The organism is Stieleria maiorica (assembly GCF_008035925.1).
Lineage (GTDB): Bacteria > Planctomycetota > Planctomycetia > Pirellulales > Pirellulaceae > Stieleria > Stieleria maiorica.
Map to the genome: position 1 here is coordinate 5,995,947 of NZ_CP036264.1, position 18,824 is coordinate 6,014,770.

An 18,824-nucleotide genomic window follows, 5' to 3' on the forward strand; every position below is an offset into this window, starting at 1 on the left:
AAACATCCATCGAGATGATCAGCTATCAGCGAAGCTTCAGTCATTGAGTTCAGCGTATCTGGAACACTCGCTCGTGATCAAAGGCGGTTGGGTTCGCGAAAAACTGCTCGGCCAGAAGTCAAATGATGTCGATGTGGAAGTTCTTGGGGAATCCGTCGAACGAGTCGAAGAGAGGCTTGCCAGCACGTTCGGCGGCAATGTGTTTCGGCGGGGGCAGCGAGTGCCGATTCTGGCCGTTCACAATTTCGGCGGACCGGAATTGCAGGTCGTCGTTCGGCGAGAGGGCGATGATTTGCTCCACGCTAATTACACCTGCAATGCACTCCGCTACAAACTTCGCGTTGTGAAGATCCTCTCGGCGACCTAGGATCCATCGCCGAAGGCCGCGTTCACCATCGGAACGAAGCACTCGAACTGCTACGCCGAGTTTTTGCTCTTCGATCCGATTCAGGAACAGAAGGAGAGTAATGTGCATTCGGGTAAACAATAACGCTCGACATTCCAAGCCTAGCCCGACTTCCCCAGTTCAGACGCTCAAAGATTTTTTTCGCGGTTTTTGCGGCCGTGATCAGGCGATTTGAAACTGATTTGCGTTGCCACGTTTTTGCCGCTTGCCCAAATTTTCGTCGTTTCCCGCTACACGCTTTGTAGTGACGACTTTTGGACTGGCCCGGCCTGTTGGGATTTCTAACATCTTGGCATGTTCATCCGGCAGAAATTCCGAACCAAGAACGGCAAGCGTCATGCTTACTGGGCGCTCGTTGAGTCTTATCGCACCGAACGGGGGCCACGCCAGCGCGTCGTTTCTTGGCTCGGCAAGCTCGATGAAGAAGGCCGACTGGGTGTTGGCCAGCTTGCATCAGAAACAAAGTTCCCATTCGTCAGTGATCCGATCAAAGGACAAGTTCAACTCTCGTTGCTGGAGGAACCCAAACCGCGGTATGTCAAAGTCAACGCCAAGGCAGTCCGAGTGGAGAACTGCCGCCAGTTTGGTGCTCCCTGGATCGCTTTGAAGCTGATCGAGAAACTGAATTTGAAGTCGCTGTTCGATCGACTTATTCCGGCAGGACGTGAAGCGGTGCCATGGTCGTCCACCGTGTTGCTTTTGCTGATTGCCCGTTTCTGTGAGCCATCGAGCGAACTGTACATTGCCGAGCAATGGCTGCCGAAAACGGCGTTGCCGACTTTGCTCGGAGTACCGCAAGAACGAGTCGATGACAATCGGCTCTACAGAGGTCTCGACCAGTTGTTGCCGCATAAAGATGCGATCGAAATGCATCTCAAGGAACGACTCGGAGAACTGTTTGAGATCGAGTTCGACCTGCTACTTTACGATGTCACCAGCACCTTTTTTGAAGGACAAGCCGCCGCCAACCCGAAGGCACAGCGCGGCTATTCACGAGACAAGCGAAGCGATTGCAAGCAGGTCTGCATTGGCTTGGTCGTCACCCGCTGCGGTATGCCGCTTGGGTACAAGGTTTTCTCGGGAAATACAGCGGACGTGACGACCGTTGAAGAGATCGTCGAAACGATGGAGTCCCGTTACGGCACGGCAGGGCGTCTTTGGGTGATGGATCGTGGCATGGTCAGCGAGGACAATATTCAGTTTCTTCGTGATGGTGGTCGCCGCTACATCATTGGTACTCCTAAATCAATGCTACGGAAGTTCGAAGCGGAGCTGCTCAAGAAAGATTGGAACAGCGTTCGCGACGGTTTGGAGGTCAAACTCTGCCGTCGCGATGACCTTGGCAAGGGAGAACTTTTTGTTGTGTGTCGTTCAGCAGATCGGCGTCGAAAAGACGAAGCAATCTTGCGCCGGTCGGAGGAAAAGATCGAGACCCGCCTTAAGACAATGACGACGCGTTGCACAAAGCAAAAACGTGACGTTCAGAAAGTGGAGCGTGAGATCGGCAAGCTGCTCGGCCAAAATACTCGTGCCTCCAGGCTCTTCGAAGTGCAGGTCAAGGAGCGAGATTCAGGTGGGGCGGAAATCATCTGGTCAAAAGTCAAGAATAACACTGATTGGGCAACATTGAGCGCCGGTTGTTATTTGCTTCGCACCAACGTTCAGGATTGGAGTGACGAAGAACTGTGGAAGGCGTACACGCAACTGAGCGAAGCGGAGGCAGCGTTTCGGATTCACAAAACCGATCTTCAACTCCGTCCGATCTGGCACCAGAAAGAGGACCGGGTGGACGCTCATCTGCTGGTCTGTTTTCTGTCTTACGTGATGTGGAAAACGCTCGGTGGGTTCTGTGAACAAGCCGGCCTTGGCAGCGAGCCTCGCCGTGTGGTGGACGAACTGAGTGAGATTCGATCGATGGATGTGGTCCTACCGACCCAAGAAGGGATTGAAATCCGCCAAGCCTGCATCGCTCACCCGAGCGAACATCAAACGATCTTGCTTGAGCGTCTCGGCTTGGATCTTCCCAAGCGAATACGTCAAACGGAAATGTAGTGCCAACTTTTTGGGCGCCACCCCGCAAAAAGCGGCGATTACGCAGCGAACTGGGGAAGTCGGGCTAGCGGATGTCTGAACCAGGTTGGGCACCGGTGTCCGTCACAGACGCCCCCCGCCGGCCGCATCCAGTCGAAACGATTCCATTGATTCCCTGCTGGCAAGATAGATCCACCTGCGTGACCACAAGGTTCGAACTACAACAAGCATCCCAGCGAGCCGATTCGACGTAGCGGAAAAGTCCTGTCCATTGAAAAAACTGTGCCATCCGATGTCAGCGCGGCGGCCTGGACACCGCCGGCGCGAAGCGGTTCACCTAATGCGCGGCGGTGTCGGACACCGCTTTTTCGGCGCGGCGGTGAATCTGACCGCTGCGCTGAAGCGGGCTTCGTTGGGCGCGGCGGTCGATGCAACCGCCATCTCGAAAACTGACGTGAATCGCGTCAGCTAATGGCGGTTTCTAGCCCATTGACCGTACTTCGGTTGATGGCGGATTTCATTAGGGGGTGCGTTTGTTGGGTGAACGCGGTGTGGATACGAAACGGTTGCCAAGACCCAATCAACCCACGGTCGGTGGTTGAAGATGTGATCGCGGAAACGAATCCCACGTCAACCACTGGCACAACAGTTCTTAAACATCTTTCCACTTCCGCAACCGCAACGCTGTTTTCCCGCCATACGTGCGTCTCGTCGGTGAGCGAGGGCCCGCTGGCGATCACTGTAATCCGCGCGTCGTTTCTGCGGCCTTCGCCCGCCGTCACCGTCGATCATGGTGGCTTCTAAGTACGCGATCTTTTTAGAGCTTCCGTTCTCAAGACATTTCCGAATCAACGGCGCCGGGTCGAAGGCATCGTCGTGTCGCCGGAAGTGAGACTTTTTAACCTTGGGACGCGGGGCGCCTTCGGTCCATCTCTGGAGATTTGTGTAAGGTGTGCAGCGACTTTGGGAGATTTCCCGCCCAATGGAAAGGGTTTGTGAGGGGACTACACTCTGGAACGTGATTGGATTATCGGTCGCCAATCACATTCAACTTAGAGTCAGACATGAATCGTATCATAGCCATTTTCGCTTTTTCCATGCTCGCGGTGCCTTCGCCGGCACACGCGACCGACCGTTCTCCCGAAAGCCGGGGCCCCCGCTCGGTTGGCAGGCCTGCCGGCATCATTTTGACATCCGAGACCGCTGCAAAACCTCCTGCAGACGATGCCTGGAAGGCACCTGCGTACGCGAGAATTATTGTCCCCTCCGACGCGAAGGTTTTTGTCGACGGTAGCGAATTAAACGACCGCGGGCCTGTTCGCTGGTACAAGTGGACGCCATCCAAAGATCAACCTTCGAAAAATGTGACGTTGACCGCGACCTGGCAGGACCGAGTCACTCAGGCGAGAAAGAAGCACACCCGCAAGATTGTCATGCGACCCGGGAAAATTCGATGCGTCATTCTTTGCGGAGCATCGCTCGAATCGATCGTCGACGGTGTCATCTGGCGAACGAATCTTCAAAGACAACACTTTGGGATTGCACCTTTGGTCGAGAATCCCATGCTCACCGCAGCCGTGCAAAAGCATGCCCACCACCTCTCGCGGCAAAAAAAGCTTACTCACCAATTGAACGGAAAAGGGTTCCTTTCGCGATCTCGCCGCGAAGGCTACCACTTGATGACGGGCGGCGAGAACATCGCGGAGGGAGCGTGGTCTTTTGTCGACGTCGTGGAGATGTGGATCCGTTTGCAGGGACATCGGCGAAACATCCTGAGCAGAGAGTTCACATAAATTGGCCGCGGAACAGCCTGATCCGCCAGCGGCAGCCGATACGACGTCCAAGTGTTCTGCCGTCCCGCACCGGGAGTTTTCGAACATTCGCAATCTTGAGCTACCTGTAGAACAATGAAACTCAAAGCAATTTGCCCTCAGTGTAAGAGCTCGTTGATCATTCCGGCAAAGCTGGCGGGACGGTCCGCCAAGTGCTCCGCTTGTCAGCATGTCTTCGAGATTCGAGCCGTCCAAACGCCTTCACAGCAATCAATTGAATCTGGGTTGCAGGTTGACGAACCGGCTCAACTTTCCGAGCCCATCAAACAGTCAGCTTCGACGCAATCGAACGAGCGCTCCGCGGAACGAGGCGACGATAAGGTCACGGGCACGAAACGCCCTGCCAAGAAGCACTCTGCGATGCAGAAGCAACCGGCTGGTAAGCAACGCACAGGCAACCGATCTGCTTCCGACGCCAATACGACGTCCCGCAAAATGCCAATTCCTGCCGCAAAACAACGCGCGGTCGTCGAGCAACAAACCGATGCTGCACGATCTACTGCAAACGCGGATACGCGGGAGAAGACTAAGTCGACGGGTGTACTAGCTGAAAACAAGACAACTTCGGCGGTTCCACCAGCGAATATGGCCGCCGAGGGCGACGCGTTGACCGATCCGGCAATTCCTGCCGAACGTCCGATTAGGCAAGCGGTGTCGAAGGCTAGAAAACCAACCGACGCAAAAGAGGGCGGGACCGCGATCGGGCGATTCGAAATCGAAGAGATACTCGGTTCCGGCGGCTTTGGGGACGTGTATCGCGCGTACGATCCGCTCCTTGACCGGCATACCGCGCTGAAAGTCCTGCGAGCAAAGGCGACGACCGAACAGCGCAAAGAGCGGATGTTGCGAGAGGCCAAAGCGTCGGCTCGTCTGCGCCATCCAAACATCGTCGCGGTCTACGAAGTCGGCGAGGACAAAGAACGAATGTTCATCGCGTCGCAATTCATTCCCGGTACAACGCTCGCCGACCATCTCAAACGGACCGACCATTCCAGTCCAGACCCCGAGGCTCTGCGAGCGTTCGTCGTTTGGTTGGTCGAACTGTCGAGAGCACTGGCTTATGCCCACCGCGAATCCATCATTCACCGGGATGTCAAACCACATAACGTATTGATCGATGAGGATTCGCATGTCCAGTTGGCCGATTTCGGCCTCGCGCACCAAATTGTTGCGGATGCTGACACGACGCGACAACTCGTGGGCACCCCGGCCTACATGTCGCCCGAGCAAGTGGAAGGCGACTTGTCCAATATTTCGCCCGCTTCCGACCAATATGCGGTCGGCGTGATCCTTTTCGAGGGGCTGGTGGGGCGGCGGCCGTTCGAAGGAGACTCGATCAGCTTGCTCTCCAGCATCGTTCACGACGAGGTTCCCAACCCAACCGATTTGAAGTCGGCGGTCCCACTTCCGCTTGAGCAGATCTGCTTGAAGGCGATGAGTCGAGATGCTTCCGATCGCTACGCCGACTGCGATGAATTGGCCGACGACCTCCAGCGATGGTTGGACGGTGAATTGGTACAGGCCGGAAATCCAACATGGATCGATTACTCGTTGCACTGGGCGAAGAAACGCCCGCATGTTGCAGGTTGGCTTGCCGCACTCGCGGCAACTTTTTTGATGTTAGGCGGAACGACAATCACCCTGGGCCTGGTGAAGCTCAACTCGGCCGCGACAGAGCTGACGGCGAGTCGCGAAGAGCTTGGTCAATCCAAGATGGAGTTGAAAGAGGTTCGTCTTGAATCGGACCAAAAAGAACATGAATTGGAATCACGGATCGTTCGGGAAAAAACAGTAGAGTACGCGCGGAAATTCGACGGCGGAACGCGTGTGATTGAAGCAAACGACCTCGCGAGGATCCACCGCATGCTGGACCGCGTCCCGTGGAAGGACCGCGGCATCGAGCACTCGTTATTAAGGCGGCGTCTGATGGGAACGCCCATCATCCTGCATGCCGGTGAACCGATCCGACATCTGAGTTGGAGTCACGATGGCAAGCTCCTGGCCGCCGCGACCGAAGGAGGAGATATTCGATTTTGGGACGGCATTCATCACACTCCGCTCACGGTTGCGCACGTCGGCAACATAGTAACTGCGGAATTCCATCCGTCGCGCATGGAGCTGATTTCGCTGCACGATCAAGAGTACAACCGTAAGACACGCAAGTCGACCAAGGCGATTGTTCGTAAGTGGCTTGTTGCGCGGGACGGCGATCAGATTCGGCTTGCTCGTTCAACGGAAAGCGAAAGCGACATCAGCAATTTTCGATCGTCAGCGTTCCACCCGTCCGGCAGGCTGTTCGCCGTCTGCGGCGATGGCGGAGTCGAGATTCGTGATCTGCAAGACGGCCTGGGTGTCAAAAGTGCCGTCAAGAACATCCGCGGAAACGTTATGGATATCGCCTACTCCGCCGACGGAAAACGACTCGAATGCCTTGTGAAAAATGGCTCGGACACCCGGCGATTAATCATCGATGAGGAGCACCCCGATGGTCACGAAGCGTGGGTCGAATCCCCGCGGACACCGCCCCTCGCAATGGACCCAAGCGTGGTGACCGTTCAGCCGCTACTTGCCCCCATTGACCGTGCGGATCCGAACCCGACCTATTTTCGCGGCAAAGTGCTTTCGATTGACGAGGCTCCCGTAAACAGTGGTTCGCCGGGCCAACCGACATGTGCAATCGAATTGGCATCGGGACATTACTTCCGTGGATATTCCGATGGCCATGTGATGGAGGGGGCCGTTTCGAGAGTGGGGCATCTCGCCGAAATCAGCGCAGCGGCGAGTCGTCCCGATCTTGCCTGTGTCGCAACAGGCGATCGCTCGGGTGAAATTCGCATTTGGCCGACAACGTCACGAACGCCCGAGGGTGCGCGATGCACCTTCGCTAATGGAGGCGGGCCACAGGACGATCGATTGGTCTCCAATTTTGACGGAACGCTGCTCAGTACCAACAGCGGCGGATCGGTGGTGACGGTCTGGCAAACGAACGATGGAAAAGTTGCGTTTGAACTCGGCGGACATGCCCCTGGCACGCATGCCGTCGACTTCCATCCCGAACGAAACGAAGTTCTGACGGTCGATGGCGAAGGCGTCTGTCGGATCTGGCAGCTGGTGGCTTCGAGTCAAGGGACCCGCGTTTTACGAAGCTGGCGATTTGAATCCGGCGCACCCAATTTCGCGTGTTTCGATTCCTCTGGCGAAAACATCCTGATCTTCGGAAGCCGCTTCACAGAAACCGAAGACGACGCGGCGGTGGGCTTTGCCATGGTTGTGAGCGCCGCGGACGGGAGCAGCGTTTGCGAACTGCAAGGCTTACGCGGATCCCCAATCGCGGGCGCGTTTGTGCCCGACTCCGATTTGGTGATCGTGTCCTGTGATGAAAAAACCATTGCAAGCTACTCCAGGCAGACTGGGGAGCGTATCGCTGACTTCGAAACCGACGGGTTGGTCGCCATCGATCTCGATGTGACCTCGGAGCAACTCGTCGCAGTCCTGGCCGAACCGTGCGCGCTGCGTTCAAGGGGCGATGGGCGGTCTTCGTACCGAAGTCACCTTCGCAGTTGGCAAATCGCAATCGGCAAGAAAATGTTCGATGTCGGCGAACCCGGTGTCAGCTATCGCTTTGTCGATGTTGACGCCACGCTAGGACGCATCCTGGCACCGGCGGGCGATGGCTATCGCATTCATGACCTCGCGACCGGTGAGCGGCTCTGGACTGACTACCGTTACCCCGCAAGCTACCAAGTTTATGAAACGCGCGAGGAACCTTACACGGTTCAAGTTCCGTACATGGAGCAAATTGAGCAATCGTATACCGTTCAGGTCCCGTACACCGAGGAGATCGAACAGACCTACACCGTGTGCGTGCCAGTCACGAAGACAGTGGTGTTGAAAGGGACCCGCAGCCCTGATGAGCCGGACACGATTGCCGGGGCACTCGTGGAGACGGATCAAAGCCGCCTCGACGCGATTCTCGAAGGAAAGATTCGACGGACGAAAAATAACCTGGGCATTTCGCTGGTTTCCGATCACCAATTAAAAAAGGGGGTTTTTCTGAAATCAGACGAACGGGGAAGCATCCAGTTGTTTTCGGATCAATCGTTGACGAAACAGGTACGGCTTGCACCGGTTGAAGCAGAAGAGACAGCCGTTGCGATGGAAGTCGTATTTGCTGTTCAAGTGGAAGAAAAAAAAACTCGAATCGTTCAGTGTACCAAGTATCGCACGGAAGAAAGGACGCGGTCGGTTGCGGTGACGAAGTGCAGACTGGAAACCCGCACCCGAACCGTCCCTGTCGCTAAAGTTATCCCCATGACGACGGCAAGGGGAAAAGCGATCTTTTTGCCTTCAGGGCGAGGCCTCGCGTTAGCACAGTTCGATGCGGCTTATGTGGTCAGCGCAGCGATTCCTTCGTCACCACGTGAATTGGTCGCCAGTGATTGTCACTACGAAATGTTGGCGACCGATGCCGCGGGCAAACTCGTCGCGGCTGCTGGCCAGAGCGGTAGCTGTGGGGCATGCGGTTGCAACGATATCGATATTTGGCAGGCGGAAGATGGACAGCATCTCCGTACTCTTCGCCTGTCCGGTGCCTCCGCGGGTGCGATCAACTTTGATCCTCGGACAGGCAACTTGCTCGTGGGAATCAGCTGTTTCGGCGCTCGCGTGAATGCGAATAAGCCCCCGGATGCCGCCGGCCGGGACGAGATTGCACTACCAGTTCCCGAGAATGAGGCCGAAGAAGCATTGGCCTATGAGGGCGCGACGCTATTGGTATTCGATCCGCGATCCGGCGAAATCCTGGAACAACTCCAAGGCCCCGAGTCGATCATTCGGATCGTCACAAGCATCGATCGCGAGAGACCCGTGGTGTTGTTGGTCGATCAAGAGAATCAGGTTTATCGACTCAATGATGATGGAGTCATCCAGTCGCAGTCGATCCGCGCCGGAGACGCCAGATCGGTCAGTGTTTCTGAGGACGGACAACTGGCCACATACAATGATCCAGAAGGACGTTCCGTTGTCACGCTCGTCTCGGCAATGGAAAAACAAGCCCGACTTCCGACTCCCTGGACCCACGCACATCTTTGCTGGAGTGGTAAGGAGCTTATCGCGAAGAAGTCGGCACAACCCAATGACGCAATGACGATCGACCAGGAGTTGACCACCATGGCGTGGACGATCGATCGAATCACTCACATGCTTGCTCAACCACGTCCCGCCGCTGAATTGCCTCCGGGCACCACCTCGAGTGATGGCTGGGTCTTGCCGGCAATGGACACCACCCTCGTTCAATCAAAGGGTGGCCGAACCCCTGAGTTCCGACCGTTGCATGCACATTCGACCTTGAAAGAATTTCAGTCCGGAGGGTCAATGGGAAAACAGGTCTTCCGAGGCGGCAAGGTGTTCTCAATTGGCGATCCGTATCCAAGTCGCCGGGGGTGGCCGACCACGCACAACCATGTGATCACTTGGGACAGAAACGGAACCCCGGACTCCAAGACGAACGTGTCGATGCTGCTTGAGCCATCGCCATCACCCACGAGAACGGCGCCCACGTCCACGCGATCGGGAATGGTCAGTGATGGGGCGTCTGCGAAGGTTGGCCAGAGCAAGGCTCGTCGAACTGCGTCGTCAGATGGAACCGAAAAAGAGATCTCGAGCCGTTCGGAGCGCCACTCACTAATCGATTATCTACCAGACAATTTAGAAGAATGCTTGGTCAAGGGAGCCGCCGACCGGACGGAAAATGGTGCGATTGTTTTGCATGGTCCAGACCCCGAGTCCTTTCTTGAGATTCCCGCCGTCCTGCCGGAAGCGTATCGGATGGAGCTAATGGTACGTAGAGAATCCACCGGTGGAACGTTTGTGGTGTGCGTTCCACACAGAGGCTTTCCAGCTTGCTGCGTTATTGATGGAAATGGCGGGAGTGGCATCAGCGATATCGACGGCAAATCCTATGCGTACAACTCGACCAACGTGCAAAAAAGGCAGTTCCAGAATGGTCAAACGCACTCGATTCAGATCATCTCATCGCCGGATGGAATCGTCATCAACTGGGACGGTAAAAGACTCTTCGAATTCAATGGAGCACCTGACCGACTGAGTCTGCAATCCTATTCTTGGCACCCGAATCGGTTGTTTCCAGCAGTGAAGGCAGCCAATGGGGGCAATTTCGTCGTGGAAAAAACGATCGTGCAAACCGATGGTCTGGATGCCCCCAAGCCTGCCGTTCCACCCTATCCGCAAAGCGATGCATCGATCGCGCTGGCCGAAGAACGGTTTGGTCCTGCCCTTCGCGACGTCCGCGACCTAGCGGAAAAGCTCGGCGGATTTATAACATTCGAATCAGCCGATACCGGTGGGCAAAGGCTTCGTCTCAATACCCAATCACGGAAAGGACCTAGGAAGTGGGTCTCCGTTGCGGGAGTCGACTTTTCACCGCTCGCGAAGATATCGGGACCGGTGAAGATCTCCGCTCCAGCAACGACGAATTGGACTCAAGCCATTCTTCCGAAATTTGACGCTGGTTTTCGACTCGAAATCCTGGACCTAAGCCAGGCCCAAGACGTGACCGCATCGGTGCTTCGGAATTTCCCTCTGGAGCATCTTTCCTGGCTGAGCCTGCATCGTGCGAACGGGCGGCGTCATATGAGACTGGGTGACGATACATCAGAAACCATCGCGCAGATGAAGTCACTGAACGTGGCCGACCTTCGTGGCGTTCAGATCGAATTGAAGAACGCAACTGCCTTAGCCTCTTTATCGAAACTCGAAGTGCTGAGAATCAACAGCAACCTCGCATCCGACGCCTCCATCGAGAAACTGTCAACATCGCAATCGATCCAGGTTCTCGAGGTTACCAACGAATCGGAAGATTCAACGGTCCTGTCCGATGCCGCTCTCACAAGTCTTGAGAAAATGACGGAACTGCGGGAATTGAAATTGGAAAAAACGGGCGTCTCGCAAAACGCGGTTGACAGATACCGTCAATCGAAACCGCAGGTAAAACTGTCCTTCACAGCTGCCGAAGTCAACGCATCCGTTCAATAACGAGCGTCTAATGGGTCAGCTACCGATTTAATTCTTCGTCGTCACTGATCGAAGAAGATGGTACCGTGGAGCACTTGATTCGCATTTCCGTGAGCAATGAACGACTCAAAAAGGGCAGCAGTGGCTCGTGGTGATTTAGTACGCTGCACGTCCCCGCATTCGGCCGTTCATACGATCGCTTGCGCCCAGATTGACCGTATGAGCTTAAGTCGGCGTTCAATGGTTGCCACGGAACAGCCGATCAGGGCCGCGATCTCAGCATTTGTATGTCCCTCGAGTCGTCGGTTTGCGATTTCAGCGAGATCGGGGGGGAGGCTGGAAAGCAACCGATTGACTGTTTCGAGTGATTCCACGACGGCGTCGGGAGTGGAGTCCCAGCGAACCTCGGCTTTGACGGGAAGCTCAGACAAGACGGAATCGCCACGCACATCGCCGCCACCACGTTTGAGCTGAGCTTCGCGTCTTGCTTGGTTGAGTGTCTTCCGGTGCACGATCGTTACGATCAACGGCCAAAGCGAGTCCTCCGATCCGATCGCCCGAATCGACGTCTCCCCGTACCGCTCATAGAAACTGCCTAGAGCGGATAACGCCACATCTTCGCCGTCGGCAACGCGTCGATTGCGGCGCCCCAACCGGGCTTCCGCGTACCGCACCAATGAATCAAAGTATCTATCGAAGATACGCTGTTGAAATTGAGAACGGGTTTCGTCCTGCACCAATTCGCTCCAATAACTCACTCTGCCGCGACATGAAAAAGCTGGAAATTGCTCACCTTTCAATCGAATCGCAGCGACGAATCGATGAAATCTGTCGTGTTTACGAAGATGACGTGCGATCGTCCCGGAACAGCAACCTACTGACGATGCTGGACAGGGTACCAGAGCAAGAGGCGCCTGTGTTGTTGTTCGAGTTGTTGCGTTTACACGCTGAAATTGAACCGCCGGCGAAGGTGTTTGACCAGGTCCGTCAGCTACGCCCCGAGTTTGCATGGGTCGTCGAACACGTAATTGAATCCTTGCAGTCGCAGACCTCCGAACCGGATGAGACCATCGCCATCAGTGTTTCTGAGCGGGAACTCGTTGGTACGTTGGAGGGAAAGGAGTACGCTTTCCGTCTTTCAATGCCAGGACAGTACATTTTCGGGAGTGCTGCGGAGGCAGATTTGACCATCACGCATGGAGCAATCGCCCAGCGAACCGCATGCTTCATCATGGAGTCGGATCGTTGCCTCGTCGTGACATTTCCAAATGAGTCGTCGGGCGCAATGCTACAGGAGGTTTCTTATCATTCATCGTTCTCGGTTGGGCCCATTGAATTTCATTTTCGCACGCCAATGAGTCTCGGGCGAAGCGTGGCTACAGTCGCTGATGATGAAGCGTCGTCCATTCGCCAGATCGGCGTCGATGGTTTTGAAATCACAGGCGAGCTTGGCAGAGGCGGATTTGGAGTAGTCTTCGATGCGATCCAATTGGGCAGTCAAAAGCGTTTTGCAATCAAGTCACTGCTACCGGACGCCGCACGTTCAGAGAAACTCAAGAAACTGTTCATGAGAGAAATCTCAATCGTTTCGCAACTCAAGCATCCCAATATCGTTGGCTACCACGGGTTCGGAATCGCTGGTGACCATCCCTATTTGATACTGGAATATGTGGAGAACCGTCAGATCGACGACGTTCTCGCCCAACACCCCGAACACAAGAGACTTCGTTTGTGCATTGGGATCGTACGCAAGATATTGTCCGCGCTTGCACACGCGCATGATCAGGGCGTGGTCCATCGCGATGTCAAGCTCAGCAACATCCTGACCGGGGTGGAGAACCGACGGCTCTTCGTCAAACTGACCGATTTCGGGCTGTCCAAATTTTTTGAGACCGCCGGCTATTCAGGAATTACCGCCAGCGAAGCGGTGTGCGGAACAATCGCCTATATGTCACCCGAGCAGCTCACCAATAGCAAGTATGCCGAACCCGATTGCGATGTTTACTCGATCGCCGTTTGCCTGTATCGTCTGTTGACAGGGCGTTTCCCTCACGACTCCGACTCTCCGGCGGAGATCGTTCACCAAAAGCTCAATGTGATGCCAATACCGATCGACGAGATCGACCCAAGTCTCCCGGCCGGACTATCGGGCCTGCTCCAACGCGCGCTTCATCGGGATCGTGAACGACGCATTGAATCGGCAGACGAGTTTGCCAGAGAGCTCGAACCGTTCGGTTTGTAAGGCCCGGCAGTCGGCAGGTACGAGCCCGTCATCCCCTACGACGAACGCTGACAACTGGCCGATCAATGCGATTCGGTCGCGGTCGAACCGCCATTGGACAAAGTTCGCAGTTGCCGTCGTAAAAGAGAAGTTCGGAACGCTGATGGTCATCACTCAGAAAACTCAATTCCCGATTACACGCAGTGGCGGTGAACCGGCGTCGCTTTTGGCCCACCAAACAAGCTGCCACATGGGCGTCAAAGACACCGCTGACGGGCTCCGTCTTCAGCACCATTAACCTGCTTCGGATGGACCCACCGCCGGCTCGAACCGATTTCCGCTCGGCGCGGCGGTGGTGGACACCGCCGGCACTTCGGGAGCACTTTCCAGCGCGGAAAATTGACCAAGCTCGAAGCAAAATCCGAATTCTGAATGTCCTTCGACGCCAACAAACTCTGTGGGAAACGCAGCGAGACGCTAACGTGGCCGCGCGGAGGCACCTCTACATCGCGGTGGAGGTATCCGTTTGTTGCCTTCTTTCGGCACTGTTGGACTTGCCACGGGGGAGATCGGGGTTGGCAGCGGTCAGGGGAGACGGCTTGTCTCGGGAGTGATCGAAGAAGTCTCGTTGGGTCGTCGGACCGCTACACCTTGAACCAGATGCGTGGCGCCGTCGATATGTTGCCCGACGTCGAACTTCGCTGGTGCCACGCGGGCGCCAGCGTCGCTCCCATGCTTCAAACCGTTTCAGGCACCGGACCGCACTGCCACGATTTGCAGCGGAGAGGGAAAAACAAAATCCACCGTTTGGCACCTCGGCGGGAAGAGCCGCGGGCGGATGCGGAAAAAACAGGTCCGGACGGCATCCGGTAATCGCCAAACAAGAGACGAATACTTCAGCTCAGAATGATGTGGCGTCTCGCTGGTTCTCGCAATTGACACCGGACAACGATGACGGCGAATGCCAGGCTCGCGTTCGCCCGTTGACAAGTTGATCCGCTGGTCCTCAAGCTAGCTTGTCGAAGCCGAGCCATTCACTGCCTGCTGGCGGGCCGCACGTTAACCGGTGAGCGTCGCTGGGACATGCAGCGGCTCCTGGACCGGGCAACCGACAGACAAGTCGTGGTTTCCCGGCAAGTATTCATGATGGGAGATTCTGGAGGCGGCACGAACCGTACATCTTCCACTGCGATTGCAACATGGTGCCTGAACTGATCGACTTGGGTGGACTACCCGCTGTTGCAGGCTTGATTGCTCCTCGTCGTCTGGCCGCGGTCAATGGTCATCGGGATTCGCTTGTCTCCGAGGCTACGATCGGGCGAGCGATCAGGAAGACCTAGGGGTTTTCGGGGCTTCTGGGCGCATCGAACGATATGAGCATCGCTGGGGCGGTGCCGGGCATCGTTTCTATGCCGACTTAATGTGGCCGTTTGTCATGGACGCCCTGCAAGATTGAATGTCCGTCGATGGACAGTCAGCGATTTGTTGAGAGCAAGTGACGCTACGGGACTTATGTTTCTCTCAAAACCGTGAGCCTGTCTAGCGGTGCCTCTTGTCTGGACGAGCCTGCAGTAAGTCCGTGACATGGCGGCAAGTTTCTGCAGTGAGCTCAAGGCCATTCCCTGGGAGTAATCGCAAGTGAGACCGGACTCGCCACACTCTAATGCAAAACACTTCCATCTCATCGCGTCGAAATAGCAAATCGCGACCAGTTCGGCAGCCAACGTCAAGGAGAGATCGTTTGCGTGGTGTGACCTTATCATTTCCACCACCGTGTTGATTTCTGCCCTGTGCATCCATAGGTACGTAGAGTCGTCTCTCATCATGTCGTTCCGCTCAAACTCGCGGGCTGTACAAAACAGATCGACCATGGAGCCAAGCAGAAATGGGGCTTCATCGATCAGTTTGCCCAGCATCCTATTTGCGCCCGGATCGCCTCGGTCGGCATCCCTCCACAGCCGAGAGAACACCAGATTAGCCGGAGGAACTCCCAGCGTTTGCCCGCAACGCCATGAGGCGGCCTTGTCGCAGGTGGTCTGTCGGGTTTCAACAGCTTCAACCATGTCCATTGATTTTGGATGCCCAAGGTTGGTTAGTAGTAGGTGGGTGGAACGTGGAATCCACGCTCGAATTGACACGATTCCACTGACAGCACCAAATTCGGCACCTGGTGACGGAACAAGCACGATGGAATCCGAACGATTCCGAGATCAGCCGGCACTGGCGATTTCCGCGAGATCAGCCAGGGCGTCCGCGCTCGGGTGCCGGTTTCGCGGCGGGAATCCGAATCGGGATTCTCGCCCCAGGGCACGACGAATGACGCATCGACCAAGCTTGACGGGCGAGCCGGATTTAAGAAATCCAGCTTCGGCGTAGCGAAACTTTTTCGCAATCAACCTTTTACGCTACGATAGGATCGGACGCTCGCGGCTGGTTACCGTTCCAATGCCTTTGCCCCAGGTTTTGGTCGGCCAGTCGCGGGCGTTCTTTGTGGCCACAACAGCGATCAGAGACGCAGCCGCCACACGGTTACTCGTGCGTTTCAGCACTGCGGTGGATCTGACCACCGCGGCGAGCGAAATCGCCTACGTGCGTTCGGTCGATGCATCCGCCATCACGAAGAATGGAACTGGGGCCTTCACCTAAGGATGTGATCGTGACCGTTGCTGAGCAATTGGGCAATTAAATGCAGGTGCTCAAGTCACTGCATTTGGTTGACATTCGTGCGGGGCACTAAGCTTTGCGTGCCAGCCCCGATGGCACATCCGCTGAAGGAACCCAGTGATTCATAGCCCGTTGGGCTGTTGTCGCATCCAGTGGAGTCTGGTGCTACCTCCGCGGTAGCTTCAGCATGAATGGACTTGGGACAATGGAATCCGGATCCGCGTGTTGGTATTTCGCGTGATATGCCCGACGTCAACCGAATCCTTTCCGAAATCGAACACGGCGATCCGTCCGCCGCGGATCAGCTACTGCCGCTTGTTGATAACGAGTTGCGGAAGCTACTCGACAAACAAATGATGAAAATTGTTTTTGCCACGGACTTGCAAATTGTCCAAGGGTTGGAGACGCGTCAAAGTGACGCCCCCACTCTTCGCCCTTGGTGCAAAACCAAGTTGTCATGCTAAGGGTTCGGTCAATTCCAATCGCGCCGAGAGCTCCATCAGCGTTTGATGAACCTCGTGAATCCTCGCGTCTTCTTCAAATGCCCGCTGGTCAAGTACGTTTTGGCGAGTCTTCGCATCCAGCGAGAAACGGTTTCTTTCCGTCTCGGCGTTGCGTTGCTCATTCCTCCAAAGTCGGCGTTGCGAGAAGAATCACATTGTTGTGTTTGGTGTTATGAATCGCGTAGACGAGCAAAGACTTTTTGTGGAGGCGCTTTAGGACTCGATCAATGCTGCGGAACTCCAGCGACCACTCTGCTAGGAATTCTTCTCCAATCGCGATTTCACGGCGGTTGGTTGCGTGGGCTTGCGCCCACAACGGAAATATCACGGGATACGCGGCCTTGTCCGATGGTGCTACACAATCCTCACAGCCAACCGCCAACCAGTACCATGTCATTGGAATGCTCAGTAGAGATTCTCCCATATCACCAGGCCCAGGAAGTGGGGGAGGGAGATGCCAATTTGACATCCTGAACGCCACGTAGTCGGGATTTTTCATGGCCCGGTTAGACTTCATATGAAACGGATTGGCCATGTAGGGGAATCGAATCTCATCCTTGGGATCAATCGGCTCGGAGACTTCTGGGCGGGCAAGTTCTGCAATATTCATGGAATCTCTCATCTAACGCGAAGGAACAACTGACTACTGGGTTGGATTCTATCGCCGCTAAGAAGAGCACCAAATTTGCACGCCCTGTGCAGAAACGTTTGCTCCAACTCTCAGTCGAGCAGTGTTTCCAGCGACATGCGGAGCAAGGAAACAACGCTGTGGATTTGACGGGATCGATGGCGCCGAATCAAGGTCGAGAAACCCCTCACGGCATTGCCCAAGATCCCGCAGGGAAAACGCGGATCATGAGAGTGCGTTTCGAGCGTCGCTCACCCTGCGCTCAGCGAAGTCGGCAATTCAAATAGGACACCAACGCGCGGACGGACTCGCAGCTATTTCGTGAATTTGGCGTTGCGAGGTCTACTGGCATTGAACACATCCAACACTCAGTCGCTCATGGGAGCAGCCATAATGCACGTCAGCAACTCGTACATCGTCAGCATGTCCCACGTCGAAGGCCAGTTCAACGGATACATCGGCGGAAAGGACTATCGCCTCGGCGATGGATCCGTCTGGAGGATCATCACGCCGATTTATGCCATACGGAAGAAGCTGTGCCCTCAAGCTACAGTAATTCGCAGGGGCCACCGACACTTCATGTTCGTGCGAGGCATGGAGCGCGACGTCGAAGTTGAAGCCGTTTGTCTGCCTCGCTGTATCCTTGAAACACCGCTGAAACGTCCCGAAAAGCAAGAACTACAGGAGCAGTTCGCCATCCCTCACCTGACCCAACGGGCGTTGGCAGGGTGGAAGGAGTGTGTGGCACAACAGGATGGTTAGAGACTGTCGCTTGCTCATTCCCATCGCTTACATTTGGCTGTCGGTCGCTCTGCAGATCTGCGGGGCTGGGCCGTAGCCTCCTCGGAAGCTCCGTCCTGTTCTCAGCGGGCTCAGTCCTGCACCTTCCAGTTTTTGCAACGGGAATGGAAAATCAAAATGCAACATTTATCAGCGTCACTGTCGCGGCGCGGAAAAGTCTGAATACAGGACAAGCAGCCAGCGACACCACCTTCTTCCCGAAATCGTGTTGGAGACGAAGGAAACCTTGCTTCCGAATTTGATCGATCACCGCGGTTTAACACAGCATACCTGCCCCGGCTCAGGCATCGTCGCTGCTGCTCTTTCAACTAATTTGGCAAGGGTCTCAGCCCGCACGGCAGCTACCGCCTGTGCATGGTGGGCGACGAATCTGAGCATTGCCGGAATCTGCCTGGCAATAGCGAATCGTATCGCAATTGGTACGATCTCATCGCAGATCCACACCGTGTAGAACGTCTCACCATGCTCGTCAGAGACCTCGACATGTAGGCATCCGCCCGAGTGGTTGTTAATCCGGCCAAACCTCAGGCACACGCGGTCCGAGGGATCGTCGCGAAAATAGGCGGCACGCTCGTCCACGTCGCACACACAGCTGCTGTGACGGCTCCCCGGCAGCGTCGCGAGGAATTCCTCGGCGACACCAACGGCGTCATTCATCGCCGCAAGATGGTTTTGGGATTCTGCGTTTGGAGAATGCATGGGTGGG

At 55.6% G+C, this 18,824-nt stretch carries 11 protein-coding genes and 1 pseudogene; 9 read left to right on the forward strand and 3 right to left on the reverse strand.

All coding sequences use genetic code 11. From position 1 onward, the window contains the following. Positions 1–43 precede the first annotated feature (43 nt). From Mal15_RS20430 to Mal15_RS34735, 5 genes and pseudogenes are all read left to right on the forward strand, one after another. The gene (locus Mal15_RS20430) at positions 44–367 is read left to right on the forward strand and encodes a hypothetical protein (protein ID WP_167546934.1); all 324 of its coding nucleotides are present in this window, start codon (positions 44–46) and stop codon (positions 365–367) included. A 333-nt stretch (positions 368–700) separates the two neighbouring features. Beyond that, positions 701–2,458, forward strand: coding sequence for an IS1634 family transposase (locus tag Mal15_RS20435; RefSeq protein WP_147869458.1), 1,758 nt, complete (start codon positions 701–703; stop codon positions 2,456–2,458). A 1,001-nt stretch (positions 2,459–3,459) separates the two neighbouring features. Beyond that, positions 3,460–4,230, forward strand: a complete 771-nt coding sequence (locus Mal15_RS20440; protein WP_147869459.1) for a CAP domain-containing protein — start codon at positions 3,460–3,462, stop codon at positions 4,228–4,230. 624 nt (positions 4,231–4,854) lie between these two features. Then, positions 4,855–6,267, forward strand: a pseudogene (locus Mal15_RS35165) (serine/threonine-protein kinase); the annotation flags it as partial. Between the two features lie 969 nt (positions 6,268–7,236). Further along, positions 7,237–11,322: a hypothetical protein gene (locus Mal15_RS34735; protein WP_233902919.1), complete on the forward strand. Its 4,086-nt coding sequence runs from the start codon at positions 7,237–7,239 to the stop codon at positions 11,320–11,322. Between the two features lie 167 nt (positions 11,323–11,489). Here the strand turns inward: Mal15_RS34735 and Mal15_RS35170 are convergent, their stop codons facing one another. Continuing rightward, positions 11,490–12,059 (reverse strand): ECF-type sigma factor, encoded by a 570-nt coding sequence (locus Mal15_RS35170; RefSeq protein ID WP_390623383.1) that lies wholly within the window; start codon positions 12,057–12,059, stop codon positions 11,490–11,492. Here Mal15_RS35170 and Mal15_RS20455 point away from each other — a divergent pair. The 3 genes from Mal15_RS20455 (at position 11,978) to Mal15_RS20465 (ending at position 16,650) form a co-directional block, all read left to right on the forward strand. Further along, entirely contained in the window at positions 11,978–13,543 is a 1,566-nt protein-coding gene (locus Mal15_RS20455; protein WP_147869461.1) for a serine/threonine protein kinase, read from the forward strand. The genes Mal15_RS35170 and Mal15_RS20455 overlap by 82 nt on opposite strands. Positions 13,544–15,967: 2,424 nt before the next feature. Beyond that, entirely contained in the window at positions 15,968–16,168 is a 201-nt protein-coding gene (locus Mal15_RS20460; protein WP_147869462.1) for a hypothetical protein, read from the forward strand. Positions 16,169–16,428: 260 nt separating this feature from the next. Further along, complete coding sequence (locus Mal15_RS20465) at positions 16,429–16,650, forward strand: ECF-type sigma factor (protein WP_147869463.1); 222 nt, start codon at positions 16,429–16,431, stop codon at positions 16,648–16,650. A 157-nt stretch (positions 16,651–16,807) separates the two neighbouring features. Here the strand turns inward: Mal15_RS20465 and Mal15_RS20470 are convergent, their stop codons facing one another. Next, a complete protein-coding gene (locus Mal15_RS20470) occupies positions 16,808–17,299 on the reverse strand; it encodes a hypothetical protein (RefSeq protein WP_147869464.1) in 492 nt (163 codons plus the stop codon). 396 nt (positions 17,300–17,695) lie between these two features. Between Mal15_RS20470 and Mal15_RS20475 the strand changes: the two genes are divergently transcribed. Continuing rightward, a complete protein-coding gene (locus Mal15_RS20475; RefSeq protein ID WP_147869465.1) occupies positions 17,696–18,079 on the forward strand; it encodes a hypothetical protein in 384 nt (127 codons plus the stop codon). Positions 18,080–18,364: 285 nt separating this feature from the next. Here the strand turns inward: Mal15_RS20475 and Mal15_RS20480 are convergent, their stop codons facing one another. Beyond that, entirely contained in the window at positions 18,365–18,817 is a 453-nt protein-coding gene (locus tag Mal15_RS20480) for a hypothetical protein (protein WP_147869466.1), read from the reverse strand. Between the last annotated feature and the right edge of the window lie 7 nt (positions 18,818–18,824).